Annotated in this window: 20 protein-coding genes; 6 read left to right on the top strand and 14 right to left on the bottom strand. The window is 63.2% G+C overall.

All coding sequences use genetic code 11. The annotated features are described in order from the left end of the window. The first annotated feature begins 95 nt into the window (after window positions 1-95). A complete protein-coding gene (gene tkt, locus AX756_RS09960; protein WP_068310574.1) occupies window positions 96-2,111 on the top strand; it encodes a transketolase in 2,016 nt (671 codons plus the stop codon). Window positions 2,112-2,199: 88 nt separating this feature from the next. Here the strand turns inward: tkt and AX756_RS09955 are convergent, their stop codons facing one another. The 3 genes from AX756_RS09955 to AX756_RS09945 form a co-directional block, all read right to left on the bottom strand. Further along, on the bottom strand, window positions 2,200-2,712 hold the full coding sequence (locus AX756_RS09955) for a hypothetical protein (RefSeq protein WP_068310572.1): 513 nt from the start codon (window positions 2,710-2,712) through the stop codon (window positions 2,200-2,202). Window positions 2,713-2,850: 138 nt separating this feature from the next. Next, window positions 2,851-3,318, bottom strand: coding sequence for a DNA polymerase III subunit chi (locus AX756_RS09950; RefSeq protein WP_068310570.1), 468 nt, complete (start codon window positions 3,316-3,318; stop codon window positions 2,851-2,853). A gap of 4 nt (window positions 3,319-3,322) precedes the next feature. Next, entirely contained in the window at window positions 3,323-4,798 is a 1,476-nt protein-coding gene (locus AX756_RS09945) for a leucyl aminopeptidase (RefSeq protein WP_068310568.1), read from the bottom strand. Between the two features lie 174 nt (window positions 4,799-4,972). Here AX756_RS09945 and AX756_RS09940 point away from each other — a divergent pair, with 174 nt between their 5' ends. The 5 genes from AX756_RS09940 (at window position 4,973) to AX756_RS09920 (ending at window position 9,082) form a co-directional block, all read left to right on the top strand. Continuing rightward, the gene (locus AX756_RS09940) at window positions 4,973-5,647 is read left to right on the top strand and encodes a DUF2270 domain-containing protein (RefSeq protein ID WP_068310565.1); all 675 of its coding nucleotides are present in this window, start codon (window positions 4,973-4,975) and stop codon (window positions 5,645-5,647) included. A 66-nt stretch (window positions 5,648-5,713) separates the two neighbouring features. Further along, window positions 5,714-6,328: a hypothetical protein gene (locus tag AX756_RS09935; protein ID WP_068310563.1), complete on the top strand. Its 615-nt coding sequence runs from the start codon at window positions 5,714-5,716 to the stop codon at window positions 6,326-6,328. A 62-nt stretch (window positions 6,329-6,390) separates the two neighbouring features. Beyond that, a complete protein-coding gene (locus AX756_RS09930; protein ID WP_068310561.1) occupies window positions 6,391-6,990 on the top strand; it encodes an exopolysaccharide biosynthesis protein in 600 nt (199 codons plus the stop codon). 210 nt (window positions 6,991-7,200) lie between these two features. Next, a complete protein-coding gene (locus AX756_RS09925) occupies window positions 7,201-8,553 on the top strand; it encodes a DEAD/DEAH box helicase (protein ID WP_068310559.1) in 1,353 nt (450 codons plus the stop codon). 115 nt (window positions 8,554-8,668) lie between these two features. Next, window positions 8,669-9,082 (top strand): BLUF domain-containing protein, encoded by a 414-nt coding sequence (locus AX756_RS09920; protein WP_068310557.1) that lies wholly within the window; start codon window positions 8,669-8,671, stop codon window positions 9,080-9,082. A 29-nt stretch (window positions 9,083-9,111) separates the two neighbouring features. Here the strand turns inward: AX756_RS09920 and AX756_RS09915 are convergent, their stop codons facing one another. From AX756_RS09915 to nuoH, 11 genes are all read right to left on the bottom strand, one after another. Continuing rightward, window positions 9,112-10,782: a ribonuclease J gene (locus tag AX756_RS09915; protein ID WP_068310555.1), complete on the bottom strand. Its 1,671-nt coding sequence runs from the start codon at window positions 10,780-10,782 to the stop codon at window positions 9,112-9,114. After that, window positions 10,783-11,556, bottom strand: coding sequence for a type III pantothenate kinase (locus AX756_RS09910; protein ID WP_068310553.1), 774 nt, complete (start codon window positions 11,554-11,556; stop codon window positions 10,783-10,785). 225 nt (window positions 11,557-11,781) lie between these two features. Continuing rightward, the gene (locus AX756_RS09905; protein WP_231701021.1) at window positions 11,782-12,546 is read right to left on the bottom strand and encodes a biotin--[acetyl-CoA-carboxylase] ligase; all 765 of its coding nucleotides are present in this window, start codon (window positions 12,544-12,546) and stop codon (window positions 11,782-11,784) included. 99 nt (window positions 12,547-12,645) lie between these two features. Further along, a complete protein-coding gene (nuoN, locus tag AX756_RS09900) occupies window positions 12,646-14,091 on the bottom strand; it encodes an NADH-quinone oxidoreductase subunit NuoN (protein WP_068310551.1) in 1,446 nt (481 codons plus the stop codon). A 2-nt stretch (window positions 14,092-14,093) separates the two neighbouring features. Then, a complete protein-coding gene (locus AX756_RS09895) occupies window positions 14,094-15,644 on the bottom strand; it encodes an NADH-quinone oxidoreductase subunit M (protein WP_068310549.1) in 1,551 nt (516 codons plus the stop codon). A 4-nt stretch (window positions 15,645-15,648) separates the two neighbouring features. Continuing rightward, the gene (gene nuoL / locus AX756_RS09890; RefSeq protein WP_068310547.1) at window positions 15,649-17,862 is read right to left on the bottom strand and encodes an NADH-quinone oxidoreductase subunit L; all 2,214 of its coding nucleotides are present in this window, start codon (window positions 17,860-17,862) and stop codon (window positions 15,649-15,651) included. 6 nt (window positions 17,863-17,868) lie between these two features. Beyond that, window positions 17,869-18,174, bottom strand: a complete 306-nt coding sequence (gene nuoK, locus AX756_RS09885; RefSeq protein ID WP_068310637.1) for an NADH-quinone oxidoreductase subunit NuoK — start codon at window positions 18,172-18,174, stop codon at window positions 17,869-17,871. Between the two features lie 109 nt (window positions 18,175-18,283). Then, window positions 18,284-18,904, bottom strand: coding sequence for an NADH-quinone oxidoreductase subunit J (locus AX756_RS09880; RefSeq protein ID WP_068310546.1), 621 nt, complete (start codon window positions 18,902-18,904; stop codon window positions 18,284-18,286). Window position 18,905: 1 nt separating this feature from the next. Continuing rightward, window positions 18,906-19,310, bottom strand: a complete 405-nt coding sequence (locus AX756_RS09875; RefSeq protein WP_068310544.1) for a carboxymuconolactone decarboxylase family protein — start codon at window positions 19,308-19,310, stop codon at window positions 18,906-18,908. Beyond that, a complete protein-coding gene (gene nuoI, locus AX756_RS09870) occupies window positions 19,307-19,798 on the bottom strand; it encodes an NADH-quinone oxidoreductase subunit NuoI (protein ID WP_068310635.1) in 492 nt (163 codons plus the stop codon). Before nuoI ends, AX756_RS09875 begins: the two co-directional genes overlap by 4 nt. Before the next feature lie 9 nt (window positions 19,799-19,807). Continuing rightward, window positions 19,808-20,866 carry an NADH-quinone oxidoreductase subunit NuoH gene (nuoH, locus tag AX756_RS09865; RefSeq protein WP_068310541.1) on the bottom strand — a complete coding sequence of 353 codons (1,059 nt, stop codon included), beginning with the start codon at window positions 20,864-20,866 and terminating at the stop codon, window positions 19,808-19,810. Between the last annotated feature and the right edge of the window lie 13 nt (window positions 20,867-20,879).

The raw sequence follows: 20,879 nt of genomic DNA, 5'->3' as shown, positions 1-20,879 counted from the left end.
GCTACCGCCCCTCACTCCTACACCGCCTTGAACGTCAAAAAGACGGCCGTGCAGAGTGCGACCGCCTCCTGCCGCAAAATCGAAAGGAAAGAACCTTGGACATTGCAGCCCTCAGAGACGCCCATCCCGAGCATTGGAAAAAAGCCTGCGCCATCCGCACGCTGACGCTCGACGCGGTCGCTGCGGCCAATTCCGGCCATTCCGGCATGCCTATGGGCATGGCCGATGTCGCCACCGTGCTCTTTGAAAAGCACCTCAAGTTCGACGCGTCCAACCCCGAATGGCCCGACCGCGACCGCTTCATCCTGTCGGCTGGCCACGGCTCCATGCTGCTCTATTCCCTGCTCTATCTTTCCGGCTCGCCCGACATGACCCTTGAGCAGGTCAAGAACTTCCGCCAGCTCGGCGCCATCACCGCCGGCCACCCCGAATATGGCCATGCGCGCGGCGTCGAAACCACGACCGGCCCGCTCGGTCAGGGCATCTCCAATGCTGTTGGCTTCGCCATGGCCGAGGAGCACCTGCGCGCCGTCTGGGGCAAGGGCATCTATGATCACTACACCTATTGCATCGCCGGCGACGGTTGCCTGATGGAAGGTGTGAGCCAGGAGGCGATCGCGCTGGCCGGCAAGCAGAAGCTTGGCCGCCTGATCGTGCTGTGGGACAACAACGGCATCACCATCGACGGCAAGGTCTCGCTCTCCGACATTACCGACCAGAAGAAGCGCTTCATGGCATCCGGCTGGCAGGTGATTGAATGCGACGGGCACGACCCGGAAGCCATCGACGCCGCCATCGTCAAGGCCAAGACCTCGCGCAAGCCTTCGATGATCGCCTGCAAGACGCATATCGCCCTCGGCTCCTCCGCCCAGGACACCTCCAAGGGTCACGGCGCGCTGACCGATGCGCAGCTCATCGCCGATACCAAGGCCGCCTATGGTGCGCCTGCCGGTGCCTTCGAGGTTCCCGCGGACGTCAAATCCGCATGGGAAGCCATTGGTGCCCGCGGCGTTGCCGAGCGCGAAGCCTGGGAAGGGCGCCTGGCCGGTCTTTCCGAAGGCCGCCGCGCCCGTTTCGAGCGTGCGCTCTCCGGTGACATGCCCGAAAAGCTCGGCCGCCAGATGAAGGCCTATCGCAAGCAACTGGTCGCCGACGCGCCCAAGGTTGCCACGCGCAGAGCCTCCGAGATGGCGCTCAACGTCATCAACAAGATCGTGCCCGAGACCATCGGCGGCTCTGCCGACCTCACCGGCTCGAACAACACCAAGTCGGCCGACATGACCGTGTTCGACGCCTCCAACCGTCGTGGACGCTTCGTGCATTATGGCATCCGTGAACATGGCATGGCGGCAGCGATGAACGGCATGGCGCTGCATGGCGGCCTGCGCCCCTATAGCGGCACCTTCATGTGCTTCACCGACTATGCCCGTCCCTCGATGCGCCTCTCTGCGCTGATGCGGTTACCGGTGGTCTATGTCATGACGCATGACTCGATCGGTCTCGGCGAGGACGGCCCGACCCACCAGCCGGTGGAACATCTGGCCATTTCGCGGGCCACGCCGAACACGCTGGTCTTCCGGCCCGCCGATGCGGTCGAGACCGCCGAAGCCTGGGAACTGGCCCTGGCACAGAAGGAGACGCCCTCCGTGCTCGCGCTCTCCCGCCAGAACCTGCCGACGGTGCGCACCAAGCCCAAGAACGACAACCTCTCGGCCCAGGGCGCCTATGTGCTGGCCGAGGCAACTGGCAAATGCCAAGCCATCCTGATGGCCACCGGCTCCGAGATCGAGCTTGCGCTCCAGGCCCGCGAGGCGCTGGAAACCGAGGGCATCGGCACCCGCGTCGTTTCCGTGCCCTGCATGGAGCTGTTCGCGGCGGCCGATCCGGAGTACCGCACCAAGGTGCTGCCCGCCGGTCCGGTCCGCGTGGCCATCGAGGCCGGTGTGCGCCAGAGCTGGGATCGCTGGCTCTTTGGTGAGGGCGGCGATGCGACCAAGGCCGATTTCGTCGGCATGACCGATTTCGGTGCCTCGGCGCCTGCGGAAGTGCTGTACGAGCATTTCGGCATCACCGCCGATGCAGCAGCCGCCAAGGTCAAGGCGCTGCTCTGAAGGCACGTCTCTCAGGATTGAAGAAAAGACCGGCCGTTCCCTCTCGGGGCGGCCGGTTCTCGTTGGAGCCCTGCGATGCAGGCAAGTTTCAGATCACGAACTCGGATGACGCCGCGCCGGCCTTGTAGACATCGTAGAGCCTGCTGCCTAGAGCCGTGACCTTCTTTGACGCGCCCTTGATATCGGAGAGGCGCCCGACGAGGTAGTCGGGCGCACCATTGAATTGGTTGCACGTTATGTCACAAATCACCTTGGTCCCGCCAATGTCGGAAACGACGAAGTAGTGATTGCTGCCGGATCCATCGCCGTTCCTCTCGGCGAAAAACATGTGAGAGTTGAGTGCGTGGTTGCGCAACACACAAAACTTCGTCGCCACCACGGATGCCCAGATGCAAAGACCACTCATCATGTCACCACCCGGCAACGGTATATTCATAGCGCGGCATTTCGTACGGGTCAGGCCTATCAGGTCGTTCCAGACTACATCGTTGACACCATAATGACCGTTCGCGGCGGGCAGGTCTTCGTTCTTTACCGCGTTGTAAAGCATATAGGAATTCTGAACGAATACAGCATCGGGCTTCTTTATGACAATGGCCATTGGATGTTTTGCTTTCTTGGCTGGAATGCACGAAAGTTCCCCGGACCACGCAACGATCCGGCGATCAAAGGCGAAATTGTAAACCTAAGCTTAGTTTGCCCTCCGGCGCGTTGGCAATCCTCGCGCCCGCAATGCGCTTTATCCCGCCTTGCTCTCCGCCTTCATCTCCCAGCGACCGCTCTCTTCGGACCAGTATTGCGCCGCCGCCCCCTCGCCTGTCAGCCCCTTCCACTGGCCGCGCGCATGTTGCACCGCCGCCGGGTCGTGGCCGTCAAACAGGATGCAGACCCGTTCCAGCGCCTCGATCTCGGCCGCCGTCACCGCCGCGCCGTCGATGGACATCAGCACCGTCGCGCCATTGGGCAATTCCTCACCCGCCGTTAGCAGCACCGGCTGGTCGGCATCCTGAGGCCCGCCAGCGAGGCCGTGCGGCAGGAAGCCTTCCTCCGGGCCGAGCCAGAGTTTCTGGTCAAGAAATTGCAGGCGCCCCGCATCCGACCCACGCACCACGACGCGCCAGTCCCGTTGCAGGGATTTTTCCAGCAGCATCGCAAGCGTCACCTCGAGCGGGTGGCGGGTCAGATGATAGAAGAGCGCCTGCCCCATCGGTTCAGCCCGCCTCGTAGCCGTCGCGGATCATCCGGTCGAGCGCCATCACGCCCCAGCCGGACGCGCCCTTGGGCGCCCATGCCGGCGGTTTGGCCGGTTGGGCCACCCCGGCGATGTCGAGATGGATCCAGGGCGTGTCTTTCTTGACGAAGCGGTGCAGGAACTCGGCAGCGGTGATCGAGCCAGCGGCGCGCGTGCCCACATTCTTCAGGTCCGCTTTCTCGGATTTGAGAAGTTCGGCGTAATTCGCCCCGATCGGCATCCTCCAGGCACCTTCGCCCTCGGCCCCGGCCGCCTTCAGGAACGCCCCCGCGAACGCGTCATCGTTGGAGAAAACCCCGGCATTGTCATGGCCGAGGGCCACGATGATCGCGCCGGTCAGCGTGGCCAGATCGACCATGCCGCAGGGCTTGAAGCGCTCCTGCGCGTACCACATCACGTCGCCCAGAACGAGCCGGCCCTCGGCATCGGTGTTGATCACCTCCACCGTGTCGCCCTTCATGGAGGCCACAATATCGCCCGGTCGCTGCGCCTTGCCGTCCGGCATGTTCTCGACCAGCCCGACAACGCCGACGACATTGGCCTTGGCCTTGCGCAGCGCCAGCGTTTTCATCACGCCCGAGACGACACCCGCGCCGCCCATATCCATGGTCATGTCTTCCATGCCGGCGCCGGGCTTGAGCGAGATGCCACCCGTGTCGAAAACCACACCCTTGCCGATCAGCGCCAACGGGGCTTCCTCGCCACCGCCATTCCAGCGCATGACAACCACCTTGGAGGGGCTCTCGGAACCCTGGCCGACGCCGAGCAGCATGGTCATGCCCTGCTTCTCGAGTTCCGCTTCGTCGAGCACCTCGACCTCGACACCCAGCTCGCCAAGCGCCACCAGCCTTTCGGCGAAGCTCTCGGTGGTCAGGATATTCGCCGGCAGGTTGACCAGATCGCGGGTGAAATAGACCCCCTCGGCCACAGCTTCGACCGCTTCCATCTCCGCCTTCAGGCTTTCGGCATCGGTTACCATGACCGTGAAAGATCCGGCCGCCTGTTCTGCGGCTTCGCCCGTACGGCACGCCTTGAAGGCGTAGCTGCGCAGAGAGGCGCCGAGCGACAGATCGCCAAGTGCCTTGCGCGCGCCGCCCAGTACCAGCACGTCGCCCTTGCCGCGCGCCGCGCCAATCGCGGCACCGGCCTTGCGCAAATCGACCGGCGAGGACTTGGCGTCCAGCCGCACCACCTGCACCGCGCTCGCGGCCATCCCCACGGGCCAGGCCAGTTCGGCCGCCTCGCCATTGCCGAGCTTGCCAAAGGCCTCGCTCTCGGAAAATCGCGCCAGCGCGCCCTTGCACAGCCGGTTAACCCGCCGCGCGGCCTGATCGAGCTTGCCGCCTTCGGGCAGCAAGACGGCAACGCGCCCCTCGAAGCCGGCGATGGCGTCGAGGTCGAGCGGCTGAATGTCGATGACGGGAGGGGTGGTCATGGCGGCTGTCTCCAAAGCTTGTTTGCCTTCCTACCTAAGTTGCGGCGCGGCAATGTACCAGCACCCGCAAGCGCCTTTGGTCCGGATCTGCGGTTTCCCCGAGGGCAGAGCCGCACTAGGCTGAGCTCAGGCGCCCGGATCAAGAGGCGTCGGCCATGCGCTTTGGGAGGGGCCATGCAGAAAGACACCAAGAAGGCACGCGAATTCACTTCCGCCGAAATGGGCGCCCTGGCGCATCTCTATCGCGGCGAGGTATATCGCTCGACGATCTGGCGCACCCGGCTCGACACGACCACGAACTGGTCCGTCGTCTCGCTCGGCGCGGCCTTCTCAATCTCCTTCTCCAGCCCCGAGGCCTCCGCGCTGCCGCTGCTGCTGGTAGGGTTGCTGACCTCGACGATGATGATGCTGGAAGCCCGCCGCTACCGCTATTTCAACGTCTGGCGGGCGCGGGCCCGCTACTTGGAGGTGCATTTCTATGCACCGATGCTCGATGATGGAGATCTGCACACCGAGGAGAACTGGCAGAAGGTTCTGGCTGAGGACTACTGGCGCCCCGATTACCATGTCTCGCTGCTGACCGCGATGGGACGGCGAATCCGGCGCAACTATCTCTGGATCCTGACCGTGCAGATGGTGGCCTATATCGGCAAGCTGGTCATCCACCCGACTTCCGCAACATCGCTCCAACAGGTTATCGACCGCGCCGATACCGGACCGATACCGGGTGAGGTGATTCTGGGAATCGGTATTGTCTACCTGCTCACCTTCCTGACGATTGCCCGTGTCACCGGCCACCGCGATGCCAGCCGAAGCGCCAAGCGCGGTAGCGGGCGCGCGCTCGGCTGAAGGCGCATCTTTCGGATTGGCCCGCCGCAACGGGGCGGGCATCGTGTGCGCAGGAGGCACAGGGGCATGCCGAAACAGAACCGTGTCCTGCCGACGGGCGAGATCGCCGCGCTGCCCGAGCGCGGCGGGTTCATGGGCAATCGCGGCGTGTTGCACGACGATGCGGGCCGGCTTGGAGCCCGGCGCTGGACGCATCGGCGCTGGATCTGCTGCCGCCTTTCCTTTCGCGGCCGAAAGCGGCAGATCATGACGCCCGGCGCCTATACCGAGCTGTTCTTCCTGGACGAGGCCGTCGCGCTAGCGGCAGGTCATCGGCCCTGCGCGGAATGCCGGCGTGCCGCCTATGACGCGTATCGCGCGGCGTGGGAGCGCGCGCAGGGCGATGCGGTCCGTGCCGACGAGATCGACCGCGTCCTGCATCGCGACCGGGTCTTGCCAGATCGCCGCCAACGCCGACTCGCCGCCGAAGCGGGCGGCCTGCCCGACGGTGCCTTCATCCTGCAGGCTGGCCAACCGCTGTTGCTTTCAGCCGGGAGGGCGCTGGCCTTTACGCCGGGCGGCTACCTGGCCACCAAGCCGCCCCGCCCACGCGAACGCGTCACGGTGCTCACGCCGGCGGCGAATCTCGCCGTGCTGGCGGCAGGCTTCCAGCCCGAGCTCCACCCGACTGCGGCGGTGTGACCATTCCACCGAAGACACGGGCAAGGTAGCCTCGGGACGGAACGATTGCCGAACCGGAACCGATGATCGCCTTCACAACCGAACCACCTCTCCAGAGCATTCTTCAGGCGTTGGCCGACGCTATTGGCACGCGTGAAAAGGTTCTGCTCGGAGAGCTGACCGATTCTCTCGGGCGGCGGGGATTCGGCCCGGTGATTCTGCTGGCTTCCGCGATGATGGTGCTTCCGACAGGGATGGTGCCGGGCGTGCCGGCCTTCATGGGCGTCATCCTGCTGCTGGCTGGCGGGCAGATGCTGAGCGGGCGGCACGAGCTCTGGTTGCCGCCGAAAATCTACGGAATCGTCCTGCCCGGACCGGCGCTTCGGCGTGGAATCGTACGGGCGGAGCCGCTGGCCTTGCGCTTGTCCCGTTGGCTTCGGCTGCGCTGGCTTTTCCTCGTGAACGGGTTTCTCTCCCGCTGGCTGATCGCGCTGATCCTGATCGTGACAAGCGGCGTGATCATCATCATCGGCGCCATTCCGGGCCTGCCCTTTCTGCTCGCGCTGCACCTGCTGGCCTTCGGCCTCGGCCTGACGGTGGGTGATGGCGTCTTCGTTGCTGCCGGATATGGAATCTTTCTACCCGCGGTAGCGCTCGCCGGACACCTTTCCGGCTTTCTCTGAGTGTATTTGCCCCTGCAATTCGTCAAAAGGAGCAAAATTGCGCGTATTTTGCCCCAGAGAGCGCGCTGGACCTGCCCGTCGCGTTGACCCCGCAGCACCTGTGCGCTAAACGGCCCATGCCTGCGATGCGCGCGAGGCATTCCGCCGGGACGTCCTGATATAACGTCCCAAACATCCGCGACTGCTGCCCGTCGCCAAGATTGGACGTACATGACGAAATTTTCCGACCTGAGCCTGGACCCGAAGGTCCTCAAAGCCATCGTGGATAGCGGCTACGAGACGCCGACTCCGATCCAGGCAGGGGCGATTCCGCCCGCGCTCGAGGGCAAGGACGTGCTGGGAATCGCCCAGACCGGAACCGGCAAGACCGCTTCCTTTACCCTGCCCATGATCACGCTGCTCGGCCGTGGCCGCGCCCGCGCCCGGATGCCGCGCAGCCTCGTGCTCGCGCCGACTCGTGAGTTGGCCGCCCAGGTGGCGGAGAATTTCGACGCCTACGCGAAATACACCAAGCTGACCAAGGCGCTGCTGATCGGCGGTGTCTCTTTCGGTGAACAGGACAAGCTGATCGACAAGGGCGTCGACGTGCTCATCGCCACGCCGGGCCGCCTGCTCGACCATTTCGAGCGCGGCAAACTGCTGCTGACCGGCGTTCAGGTCATGGTGGTGGACGAGGCCGACCGGATGCTCGACATGGGGTTCATCCCCGATATCGAGCGCATCTTCCAGCTCACCCCCTTCACACGCCAGACGCTGTTCTTCTCGGCCACCATGCCGCCCGAGATCGAGCGCATCACCAACACCTTCCTGCATGCGCCGGTCAAGATCGAGGTCGCCCGCCAGGCGACGGCCTCCGAGACGATCACGCAAGGGCTCTGCCAGTTCAAACCCTCGCGCCGGGACCGCACCGCGCAGGAGAAGCGCACCATGCTGCGCGAGCTGATCAAGCGCGAAGGCGCCGAATGTCGCAACGCGATCATCTTCTGCAACCGCAAGGTGGATGTGGATATTGTGGCCAAGTCACTCAAGAAATACGGGCTGAATGCCGAACCGATCCATGGCGACCTAGACCAGTCCCACCGGACCCGCACGCTGGACGGTTTCCGCGACGGCTCGATCACCTTCCTGGTGGCCTCCGATGTCGCCGCGCGTGGACTCGACATTCCCAATGTGAGCCACGTCTTCAATTTCGACGTGCCGAACCATGCCGAAGACTACGTGCACCGGATTGGCCGGACCGGACGGGCCGGGCGCGAAGGCCGGGCCTTCACCATCGCCACCCCTGCCGACGACAAGCAGATCGCCGCGGTGGAGAGCCTTCTGGAAAATGAAATCCCGCGCATCGAAGCGCCCGGGCTGCCCAAGCGGGAAAGCCGCCCGCGCCGCGACGAGGAGCCGCGCGCCGAGCAAGAGGCAACTCCGGTTAAGGCCGAGCCGAAGCCGGAGCAGGAAAGCAGCCGTCCGCGCCGCACCCGTGGCCGCCGCGGCGAACCACGTGACAACGGTCAGGTCGTCGGAATGGGCGATCACGTGCCGGACTTTATCCTGCGCTCTTTCTCCTGACACTGCCGTCGTAAAAGGCAAAACGGCCTGCGAGTAGTCCCGCAGGCCGAAAAGATGGATTTTCTCGCCAATTCGTGCAATCGAATACTTATTTGGTGAAAAGATTCAAAAACACATGCAATGGCTCGTCTATATTAGTGAGGCCTGCGTGGCGCCCCAATCGGCGGACGCGGCCCAAATCTATCTAACGGCCCGGAAACGGAACCAGGAGCTTGGCCTGACCGGCTACCTGCACCGGGAAAAGGGCTATTTCGTGCAATATGTCGAGGGACCGCCCGACGGGCTGGATACCCTTTTGAAGAGCCTGCGACGCGACTGGCGTCACCGGCATATGCAGGTTTACGGGCGCGGTCCGCTGAAATCCCGCCGGTTTCCCAACTGGGACATGGCCTTTACCGAGACGCCCAATGCCAGTTTTTCAATGTGGCTTGGCGGAACGGCCGGAGAGCCTCCCTGCACCCAGACTCTGGCCGAGGCCAGTTCCGAAACAGTACTGGCCTTTTTCGACAGCCTGCGCGATGCAGGCTAGCCCTCCGTCCCCGACACAGCCGCCTCTGCTCAGGCCAGCCGCGAAATCACAACCGTAACCTCGGGCTTCTTGCCAATCTCCTCGACCGCCACCTGCCGAACGACGCGCCGCAGGCCGGAATCGAGCTTGTCGTCATCGACGAGCAGCTTGTCATTGGCCCGCGCAAGAAACTGCGCCGCCTCTGCCTCCACCAGATCGACGAGCGGCGCGTTGGACCGCCCCGTCTCGACAAGGCCCATCGTCTCGGCCCAGGGCTCGCCCAGCGGCTCGTCTTCCTCGTCGAGGATCACGTTCAGCATGACATGCCCGTTGAGAGCCATGCGGATCCGGTCACGCACGACACCGTCCATCGCACCGATCTTCTGCGCGCCATCAAGATAGACGCGCCCCGTTTCCACATGCTCGCACACAACCGGATAGTCTCCCGTCAGATCCAGCATCGTTCCGTTGGTAGCGACCTTCGATGTGATCCCCTTGGCCTCGCCTGCCTCGGCATGGCGGCGCAGCATGCGGTGCTCTCCGTGCATCGGGATCAGCATCTGCGGCCGCATCAGCTCGTGCACCGCCTCAAGGTCCGGCCGGTTGGCGTGGCCGGAGACGTGGTAGAGCGACGAGGAATCATCGACCACGTTCACACCCATTTCCGAGAAGGCATTCACGTTGCGCAAGACGCCCCGCTCATTGCCGGGGATCGTCTTGGAGGAGAACAGGAAGGTATCCCCCTCGGCCAGCGACAGCCCGAGATATTTCCCCCGCGAGAGCTGCGCCGTGGCCGCGCGGCGCTCGCCCTGGCTGCCCGTCACGATCAGCATCAGGTTCTCGCGCGGAACATCCTCGGCCTCTTCGTGGCCGATCACGGGCGGAAAATCGGTCAGCACCCCGGTCTCCACCGACGCCTGCACCATGCGCAACATCGCCCGCCCCATGAGACAGACGGAGCGCCCCGCATCCCGGCCGGCCTCGGCCAGCGTCTTCACCCGGGCCACGTTGGAGGCAAAGGTGGTGGCCACGAACATGCCGGAGCTTTGCAGCACCAAGTCGCGGATATTGTTGGTCAGGGTCGATTCCGAGCGGCCCGGCGTTTCGACATGCACATTGGTCGAGTCGCAGACCAGCGCCTTGACGCCATCCGCGGCGATACCGTGCCATAGCTCGGCATCGAACGGTTCCCCCACCACCGGCGCGCCGTCGAGCTTGAAATCGCCCGTATGGACGACCCGGCCCACCGGCGTATCGATCACCAGCGCCGAGCTTTCCGGGATGGAATGGGACACCGGCAAAAAGGAAATCTGGAACGGCCCGGCCTCGATCGTCTCCGGGAAAGCCTCGACGATATGGACCTGCTCGGGATCGTTGCCGCGTTCCTCCATCTTGCGCTGCGCCAGATGGCCGGTGAACCGCCGGCAATAGACCGGCGCGCGCAGATCCCGCCAGAAATGGGCAATGCCGCCGATATGATCCTCGTGCCCATGAGTGACCAGAATGGCCTCCAGCCGGTCAGCCCGCTCGATCAGCCAGGACATGTCGGGAAAGATCAGGTCGACCCCGGGGGTCGTTTCCATATCGGGGAATGTCACGCCCAGATCCACCAGGATCAGGCGCTCCTTGCCGGGCTTGCCCCATCCATAGACATAGGCATTCATCCCGACTTCGCCGGCGCCGCCCAGAGGCAGGTAGATCAGACGTTCCGCATCGCTCATTTACTGGTTTTCCTTGTTGTAGCGATGGATGACCGTCAGGCCGTGCATCGTCAAATCATCTTCAATCACGTCAAACAGTACATCGCCCTGGCTGAACAGAGGTGCAAGCCCCCCCGTCCCGATGACTGTCATCGGACGCTCCCGCTCTTCCAGAATCCTGTCGCAAACGCCACGCACCAGCCCGACATAGCCCCAGAACACCCCGGACTGCATACAGTCGACCGTGTTCGTGCCGATCACATGCTGCGGCTTGGTGATATCCACATGCGGCAGCGCCGCAGCCGCCAGGTGCAGCGCTTCCAGCGAAAGGTTGACCCCCGGCGCGATGGCGCCGCCAATATACGCCCCGTCCTTGGACACCACGTCGAAGGTCGTCGCGGTGCCGAAATCCACCACCACGAGGTCGCCGCCATGCCGGTCGAAAGCGCCAGCGGTGTTTACCAGCCTGTCCGGGCCAACCTGCGCGGAGCGGTCCACCCGCGGCGGATTCGGCAGCAGGCAGTCGGGCTTGCCGACCACGAGCGGGCGGCAATTGAAATAGCGATCCGCCAGGACCCGGAGGTTGAACACCACGCGCGGCACGGTCGAAGAAATGATCACCTCGTCGATCTTAACGTCGAGACCGTGATGCTGCATGAGTGTCGAGAACCAGACGAAATACTGATCCGCCGTTCGCTGGTGCTCGGTGGCCGTGCGCAGCATGGTGAGGAATTTCTCGCCATCCCAGACGGCGAAGACGGTGTTGGTGTTGCCGGTATCGATGCACAGAAGCATGGGCTTGGGCCTATCGGGCTGGGAATGTCTGAGACGAGACGCTGAGAGGACTTGTGCGGTGGAGGCAGACGAACATTGGGTGTTGGCCCCGGAGTGATTCAACCGGGACGAGCGTGGAATTCCTCTTGGCTGATGGAGATTCTCCGAAGGCACGATCCGCAGGATCGTTTCGGCCAGGATGCTCTGAATTTCCCCTGTTCCTCCGCACGGTCGCGCCTCCCATCGTCAAAAGAAAATATCGGCTGCGGGAATGGTACGCTGTTCCGTCGCGCTCCGCAGGACGATGTTGCCATGCTCATCAATGGTCTCGAAATGGCCGGAGAACTCCTCCACAGCCGTTCGGGCCGTGACGATCTCGCCAAGCCGAGCGGCCCGCGACAGCCAGGCTTCGCGTATCGGTGTGAAACCGTAGGTCGACAGTTGAAGCTCGTGGCGTGCATAGGCAGGGGCCAGCGCGTTCAGGAAATCAACCGGATCTACCGAGAGGCCGGTTTCGGAAAGCAGGGAAACGGGCCGCAGGGCACGCTCTTCGACCTGCGCAGCAGCGGGCGCAGCGACAAGATTGACGCCGATGCCGATGGACAGGAAGGAGACATCGCCCCCTTGGCCAGCGGATTCGAGCAGGATGCCGGCCACCTTGCCGCCATTGAGCAGGACGTCATTCGGCCATTTGAGCGTGAAGGGTGCGGTCCGGCCGGTCGTCGCCACGAAGGCATCGTACAGCGCCAGAGACGCGGTGAAGCTGCGCAGCGCGGCAAGCCCCGCCCCGAGCGCGGGGCGCATCACCAGCGTTGCCGCGAAGTTTCCCTTCGGGTTGACCCATTCCCGTCCGCGGCGGCCGCGTGCGGCGGTCTGGTTGAGCGCGAGGATCCAGGTCGGGCCAACGAGGCTCGGCACCCGGCGTTGTGCCTCGGCCATGGTGCTGTCGATTTCCGGCAGGATGACGCTGTCATAGCCGGTCGGCCAATCCATCGGGAGGGTTGCGGTCATTGGGCCATCCCCTTCTCTGCACCGGGAGCAGACGTGGCTGCTCCTAAAGGAAAAGCCCGGGCTCTGCACCCGGGCCAGCATTCGAGGCCAATGCCCGGATCAGTTGATCACGAGCGAGGCAGCGGCATTGGCGGCCAGACCGTCGATGCCGAAGAGGTTGATCACGCCCAGCACCATGATCGCGGCGCAGGCCATGAGCACGGACCATTGGATCGGCGACATGGAGCCGTCGATCTGCTCGGCCTCATCGGAGCCGAAATACATATAGTAGACGATCCGCAGGTAGTAGAAGGCCGAGATGACCGAAGCGATGGCGCCGGCCACGGCGAGCCAGACCAGGCCCGCGTCCAGCGCGGCCATCAGCACCGCGAACTTGCCGAAGAAGCCCACCAGCGGCGGCACACCGGCCAGCGAGAAGAGCAGCACCAGCATCGCCAGGGCCTTCACCGGCTCTTTCTTGGAGAGCATGTTCAGGCTGTCGATCCGGGTGATGTGCTGGCCGTCGCGTTCCATCGACAGGATGAAGGCGAAGGTGCCGATATTCATCGTCACATAGATCGCCATGTAGATCAGCATCGCGCTGACGCCGGTCTGGGTGCCGGCGGCCAGGCCGATCAGCGCGAAGCCCATATGCGAGATCGAGGAATAGGCCATCAGCCGCTTGATGTCGCGCTGACCGATCCCGGCAATAGCGCCGAGGAAGACCGAGAGCACCGCCATCAGCGCCACGATCTGCTGCCAGTCGGCGACGGCATTGCCGAAGGCATCGTGCATCGCGCGGGCGAACATCGCCATCGCGGCCATCTTGGGCGCGGAGGCGAAGAAGGCCGTTACCGGGGTGGGCGAACCTTCGTAGACATCGGGTGTCCACATGTGGAAGGGCACGGCGGACACCTTGAAGGCGAGGCCCGAGATGATGAAGGTCAGGCCGAGCAGAAGGCCAAAGCCGACATGGCCATCGCTCGCAGCGGCAAAAATATCCTTGAACACGGTTGAGCCGGCATAGCCATAGGCGAGCGAGGAGCCGTAGAGCAGCAGGCCCGAGGAAAGCGCGCCGAGGATGAAGTATTTCATGCCCGCTTCGGTGGAGCGCAGGCTGTCGCGGCGGATCGAGGCGAGCACGTAGAGCGAAAGAGATTGCAGTTCCAGGCCCATATAGAGCGCGATCAGGTCGCCGGCGGAGATCATCACCATCATGCCGACGGTCGAGAGCACGATGAGGATCGGGTATTCGAAGACCAGCGCGCCGCGGCGGCTGAAGAAGCCCTCGGAGAGGATCAGGACGAAACCGGAGGCCAGAAGCAACGTCACCTTGGCGAAGCGGCCGAAGGCGTCATCGACGAACATGCCGCTGAAGGCGACGCGGGTTTCGCCGCCCGAAAGCATGATCCAGATCGCCGTGGCGATGACCACCGCCGCCGAGATCCAGGTCACCAGCGAGGCGACCTTGTCCTTGCCGGTCCAGACCGCCACGAGCAGCGCCACCATGGCATAGAGCGCGAGGAAGATCTCGGGCAGGATGATTGCGAGGTCGGAAGAACTCATCGTCAGTGGTCTCCAGCCGAGGCCAGCTCGGTGGCCGGCGCATAGTCGTTCAGGGCAATTTCGTAGTTACCAATCAGGGCCTCCACCGAGGGGCCGATAATGTCGGTGACCAGGGCGGGGTAGACCCCCAGCAGCAGGGTCATGACCACGAGCGGGGCAAAGATCGCCTTCTCGCGCTTGTCCATGTCCTTGATGGACTTGAGGCTTTCCTTGATGAGTTGGCCCAGCATGACCCGGCGATAGAGCCAGAGCCCGTAGCAGGCCGAGAAGATCACGCCAGAGGTCGCCACCACCGCCACCCAGGTATTGACCTGGAAGATCGCCATCAGGGTCAGGAATTCGCCGACGAAGCCCGAGGTGCCGGGCAGCCCGACATTGGCCATCGTAAAGAGCATGAAGATCAGCGCGTAGACCGGCATCCGCTCCATCAGGCCACCATAGGCTGCGATATCGCGGGTATGCATCCGGTCATAGACCACGCCGACAACAAGGAAGAGCGCGGCGGAAACGAAGCCGTGGCTGATCATCTGGAAGATCGCGCCGTCGAGCCCCTGTTGGTTCACCGTGAAGATCCCCATGGTGACATAGCCCATATGGGCAACCGAGCTGTAGGCGATGAGCTTCTTCATGTCCTCCTGCGCCATGGCGACCAGCGAGGCGTAGACGATGGCGATGGCCGACATCCAGAGCACGAAGGTGGACATCACCTCGGAGCCGACCGGGAACATCGGCAGGCTGAACCGCAGGAAGCCGTAGCCGCCCATCTTCAGGAGCACCGCGGCCAGGATGACCGAACCGGCGGTCGGCGCCTGCACGTGCGCGTCCGGCAACCAGGTATGGACCGGCCACATCGGCATCTTCACCGCGAAGGAAGCGAAGAAGGCGAGGAACAGGAGCGTCTGAAGCCCGCCGACGACCTGGATCCCGAGGACCGGGAAAGTCTCGGAGGCGAAGGTATGTTTCATCAGTGTCGGAATGTCGGTCGTGCCGGCATCGACATACATCGCGATCATCGCCACCAGCATCAGCAGCGAGCCGAGGAAGGTGTAGAGGAAGAACTTGAAGGCCGCGTAGATGCGTTCCTTGCCGCCCCAGATGCCGATGATCAGGAACATCGGGATCAGGCCCGCCTCGAAGAAGAGATAGAAGAGCACCAGGTCCAGAGCGGTGAAGACGCCGAGCATCAGCGTTTCCAGCATCAGGAAGGCGATCATGTATTCCTTCACCCGGGTCTTGACGCCCCAGCAGGCACCAATGGTCAGCGGCATCAGGAAGGTGGTGAGCATCACGAAGAGGATCGAGATGCCATCCACGCCCATCTTGTATTTCAGCCCCAGCAGCCACTCGCGATCTTCGACGAACTGAAAGCCCGTGTCGGTGGCGTCGAAGCCGAAGAAGAGGAAAAGCGAGATGAAGAGCGTCGCGGAGGTCGCGATCAGCGCCAGCCACTTGGCATTGCGCTGCGCGGCCTCATCCTCGCCACGCAGGAAGAGCGCGAGGATCAGCGCCGCGATCAGCGGCAGGAAGATGATGATGGAGATCAGGTTCTGCATTGTCTCAGTTCCCCGCAATCGTCATCCAGGAGACAAGGATCACGATGCCTATCACCATGGCGAAGGCGTAGTGGAAGATGTATCCGCTCTGTGCGCGCCCGGCGAGGCGGGTGAACCAGGGGATGATCCCCATCGTCAGCCCATTGATGGCGCCGTCGATCGTCGCCCCGTCGCCCTTCTTCCACAGGAAGCGGCCGAAGGCACGGGCCGGGTTCACGAAGACCGCGTCATATATCTCGTCGAAATACCACTTGTTAAGCAGGAAGTTGTAGAGAGGCTTCTGGTTCTCGGCCAGTTTCGCCGGCCAGTCGGGACGGCGGACATACATCTGGTAGGCAAGGCCAAGGCCCAGCAGCATGGCGATGAAGGGCGAGACCTTCACCCAGATCGGCGCGGCGTGGGCGTCGTCCAGAACATGGTTGTCCGGGCCGAAATAGATCGCACCGTCCCCGGGATTGCCGCCAAAGGCCGCGTGATGTTCGCCCTCGGGTGCGTGATCGTCGGCAGCCACGGTGGCGTGGGCCGTCTCGGTCGCGTGATCGTCCGTTGCCGTCTCTGCGGCATGGGCCGTCGCTGCCGCTTCGCCGTGCTCGGCCTCGGCGGTCCCGTCAGCCATATGCGCGGCATGGGTTTCGTCCGTGTGCCCTTCCATCGAGGCCTCGGCATGAACCTCCTCGCCCTTGAGCGGGATGCCGTAGAAGCTGGCCACCTTGTCGGTATGGCCAAAGAAGGAGCCATAGAAGAGCATGCCGGAGAGGATCGCACCCGCGGCCAGCACGTAGAGCGGGACCAGCATGGTCATCGGGCTCTCATGGGCGTGCTCATGCGTATGCTTGTCGCCCCGCGCCTCGCCGTGGAAGGTGAGGAACATCAGGCGCCAGGAGTAGAAGGAAGTCATCAGCGCGGCGATGACCAGCATCACGAAGGCGAAACCGGAGGCCTGCGTACCGCCCGCCCAGGCGCTCTCGATGATCGCGTCCTTGGACAGGAAGCCGGCGAAGCCGATCGAGGTGAGCGGTATACCGACACCGGTGATGGCCAGCGTGCCGATCATCATGATCCAGTAGGTGACCGGGAACTTGCCCTTGAGCCCGCCGTAATTCCGCATGTCCTGCTCGTGATGCATACCGTGGATCACGGAGCCTGCGCCGAGGAAGAGCATGGCCTTGAAGAAGGCGTGGGTCAGCAGGTGGAACATGGCGGCCGAATACATGCCGACACCGGCGGCGACGAACATGTAGCCGAGCTGCGAACAGGTCGAATAGGCGATGACGCGCTTGATGTCGTTCTGTACCAGACCCACCGTCGCGGCAAAGAAGGCCGTGATCGCGCCGATATAGATGATGAAAGTGGCGGCACCCGGCGCAAATTCGTAGAGCGGCGACATCCGGCACACGAGGAACACGCCCGCGGTCACCATGGTGGCGGCGTGGATGAGCGCGGAGACCGGGGTCGGACCTTCCATCGCGTCGGGAAGCCAGGTGTGGAGCAGGAACTGCGCCGATTTGCCCATGGCACCGATGAAGAGCAGGACGCCAAGCAGGTTGGCGGCATTCCAGTCGGTCCAGAGGAAGGAGATCTGGGTTTCCGCCAGCATCGGGGCGGCGGCGAAGACATCGTCCAGCGCGACGCTGTCGACAAGGAAGAAGAGGCCCGCAATGCCGAGGGCAAAGCCGAAGTCGCCGACACGGTTGACGATGAAGGCCTTCATGGCCGCCTCGCCCGCGCTCTCCTTCTTGTAGTAGAACCCGATGAGCAGGTATGAGGCCAGGCCCACGCCCTCCCAGCCGAAGAACATCTGAACGAGGTTGTCCGATGTCACCAGCATGAGCATGGCGAAGGTGAAGAGCGACAGAAAGGCGAAGAAACGCGCACGGTAGGGCTCGTCCTCGGGGAAGGCGTGATCATGCGCCATGTAGCCGAAGCTGTAGAGATGGACGAAGGCCGAGACCGTCGTCACCACCACCAGCATGATCGCGGTCAGCCGGTCCAGGCGGATGGCCCAGTCGGCCACGAGCGAGCCGCTGTCGATCCAGCGCATCAGGTGGATCTGCTCGGTTACGCCGTCATGGGTGAGAAACACGATCCAGCTGAAGAAGAAGGACAGGAACAGCAGGCCCGTCGCGGTGATCTGGCCGGCTTTCTCGCCGATCACCCGCCAGAAGAAGCCGCAGATGATCGCGCCGATAAGCGGGGCGAAGAGGATGATGCTTGCCATGTGCCCTTAGCCCTTCATGTTGGAGACGTCTTCGACCCGGATCGTCCCGCGATTGCGGAAGAAACAGACCAGGATCGCGAGGCCGATGGCCGCCTCGGCGGCGGCAACGGTCAGGATGAACAGGGTGAAGACCTGCCCCGTGAGATCGCCCAGATAGGCGGAGAAGGCGACGAGGTTGATATTGACCGCCAGCAGCACGAGTTCGATCGACATCAGGATGACGATGACGTTCTTCCGGTTCAGGAAGATGCCGAAAATGCCGATGACGAACAGCGCCGCCGCGACAGCCAGGTAATGTTCCAGTTGAACCATTCCGCGGTCCCTCGATCCTTCTTGGCCCTTTCGGGCTTTGCGTTGCGCGGCAAAGCGCGCTTCGTTCAAACGGGCGCCCCTCCTCCCCGAGGGGCGCACGGCGGGCGGGTTACTTGAGCCCCTCGCCCGGCTTGATATCGACCAGCTCCAGCGTCTTGGCCGGGTCGCGATACATCTGCACCAGGATGTCCTGGCGCTTGATGTCGCGGCGGTGGCGCATGGTCAACACGATGGCGCCGATCATGGCGACGAGCAGGATGAGCCCGGCAACCTGGAAGAGCAGGAAATACTTGTCATAGAGCAGCAGCCCGAGGGCTGCGGTGTTATGCGCACCGGCCCCTTCCGGCGTGCCCATCGGCGTATCGAGGATCGCCACGCCGCCGCCCAGCTCCCAGGAGCCGAAGGCCATCGCGAGTTGCATGATCAGTACCAGCCCGATCACGAGCGCCAGAGGCAGTTGCTTGGCCATCTCGGCGCGCAACTCGGCGAAGTCCACATCCAGCATCATGACAACGAAGAGGAACAGCACCATGACCGCGCCGACATAGACGATGATCAGCAGCATGGCGACGAATTCCGCCCCGAGCAGCACCATCAGGCCGGCGCCCGACAGGAAGGACAGGATCATCCAGAGCACGGAGTGAACCGGTTGCCGGGAGATCACCGTGAAGACAGCGCCCACGAGCAGGCACAAGGAAAACAGGTAGAAGACGAAATCGACGACTGTCACGTTACTTTCCTTCCTCGTGCTCGGCGATGACGGCCTGCGCCAGTTCCATCGCCTTCGTCATCGCGGGCACGCCCCCGAAAACGGACATCTGGCCGATCACCTCGGCGATTTCCTGGGCCGTTGCCCCGGCTTCCAGCGCGTGACGCACCGTGAGCTTGATCTGCGGTTCGAGCTGCGCGCCCTGCGCGACCAGCCCGCCCAGCGTCACGAAGAGCCGGGTTTTCGCGTCCAGCCCACCGGGGTTGAACGTGTTGCCGAAGGCCATTTCCATGGCGTCCTTCGGCATGGTCGGCATCATCGCCGTGAAATCCGGGAACTGGAATTTCTCCAGCGCGGGGTTCATGGCTTTCGCCATCTCCTGCGACTGTTCGATCATCGACTGGAATAGCTTGGTGAAATCACTCATCTGTAAGGTGCATCCAGTTCGATATTGCGGGCAATCTCGGCTTCCCAGCGGTCCCCGTTCTCAAGGAGCTTCTCCTTGTTGTAGTAGAGCTCTTCGCGGGTCTCGGTGGTGAACTCGAAATTCGGGCCCTCCACGATGGCATCCACCGGGCAGGCTTCCTGGCAGAAACCGCAATAGATGCATTTCGTCATGTCGATGTCGTAGCGGGTTGTCCGCCGGGAGCCGTCCGCGCGCGGCTCGGCGTCGATCACGATGGCCTGCGCGGGGCAGATCGCCTCGCAGAGCTTGCAGGCGATGCAGCGCTCTTCCCCGTTGGGATAGCGGCGCAGCGCATGCTCGCCACGGAAGCGCGGGCTCAGCGGGCCCTTTTCATGCGGATAGTTCAGGGTGGCTTTCGGTGCCATGAAATACTTCATGCCGAGCTGAAAGCCCTTCCACATGTCCATCAGCAGGAAATACTTGGTCGCGCGGGTCCAGTCGATTGCCATCCCCATCGATCAGCCTCCCATTCCCAGCATTGCCCAGCGAGCCCAGAAGGCGCCGAGGATTTCGAACTTGGCCATAAAGGCGATGACAACGACCCAACCCAGCGACAGCGGAAGGAAGACCTTCCAGCCGATACGCATCAGCTGGTCGTAGCGGTAACGCGGCACGATCGCCTTCACCATGGCGAAGATGAAGAAGAAGAAGGACATCTTCAGGATCATCCACATGACGCCATCGGGCAGGCCCGGGATCGGCGACAGCCAGCCACCGAAGAACAGGATGGTGACCAGCGCGCACATCAGCACGATCGCGATCAACTCGCCCATCATGTAGAGCAGGAAGGGCGTCGAGGAATACTCCACCTGGTAACCGGCGACGAGCTCCGATTCCGCTTCCGGAAGGTCGAAGGGCGGGCGGTTGGTCTCCGCCAATGCCGAGATGAAGAACAGGAACACCATCGGCAGGTGCGGCAGCCAGTACCAGTTGAAGAAGCCGAAATTGCCCTCCTGGGCGCGCACGATATCGGTCAGGTTCATCGAGCCGGTGGAGATGATCACACCGATGATGATCAGGCCGATGGAGACCTCGTAGGAGATCATCTGCGCCGCCGAGCGCAGCGCGCCGAGGAACGGGTACTTGGAGTTGGAGGCCCAGCCGCCCATAATCACGCCGTAAACCTCGAGCGAGGACATGGCGAAGACATAGAGGATGGCGACGTTCAGCGAGGCGATTTCCCAGCCATCGTTGAAGGGCACGACCACCCAGGCAATGAGCGCGAGCACGAAGGAGAGCATCGGCGCAAGGAAATAGACGAATCGGTCGGCCCCTGCCGGCACGATGATTTCCTTGGCGATGTATTTGACGAAATCCGCGAAGGATTGCAGCAGGCCGTAAATCCCGACGACATTCGGTCCCCTGCGTTGCTGGACCGCGGCCCAGACCTTGCGGTCGGCATACATCAGGAATGCGAGCGCCACGAAGAGGATGATGGTGAACAGGAGACATTGCGCTGCGACCAGCACGACGATCCCAAGGTTGGTTTGCAGAAATCCTGCCAGAAATTCAGCCATGGTGCCTCATCTT

Source organism: Aliiruegeria sabulilitoris, assembly GCF_001558155.1.
GTDB classification, from domain to species: Bacteria; Pseudomonadota; Alphaproteobacteria; order Rhodobacterales; family Rhodobacteraceae; genus Tropicimonas; species Tropicimonas sabulilitoris.
Note: the sequence above shows the minus strand (reverse complement) of the source record. Positions and strands in the feature narration are given on the sequence as shown.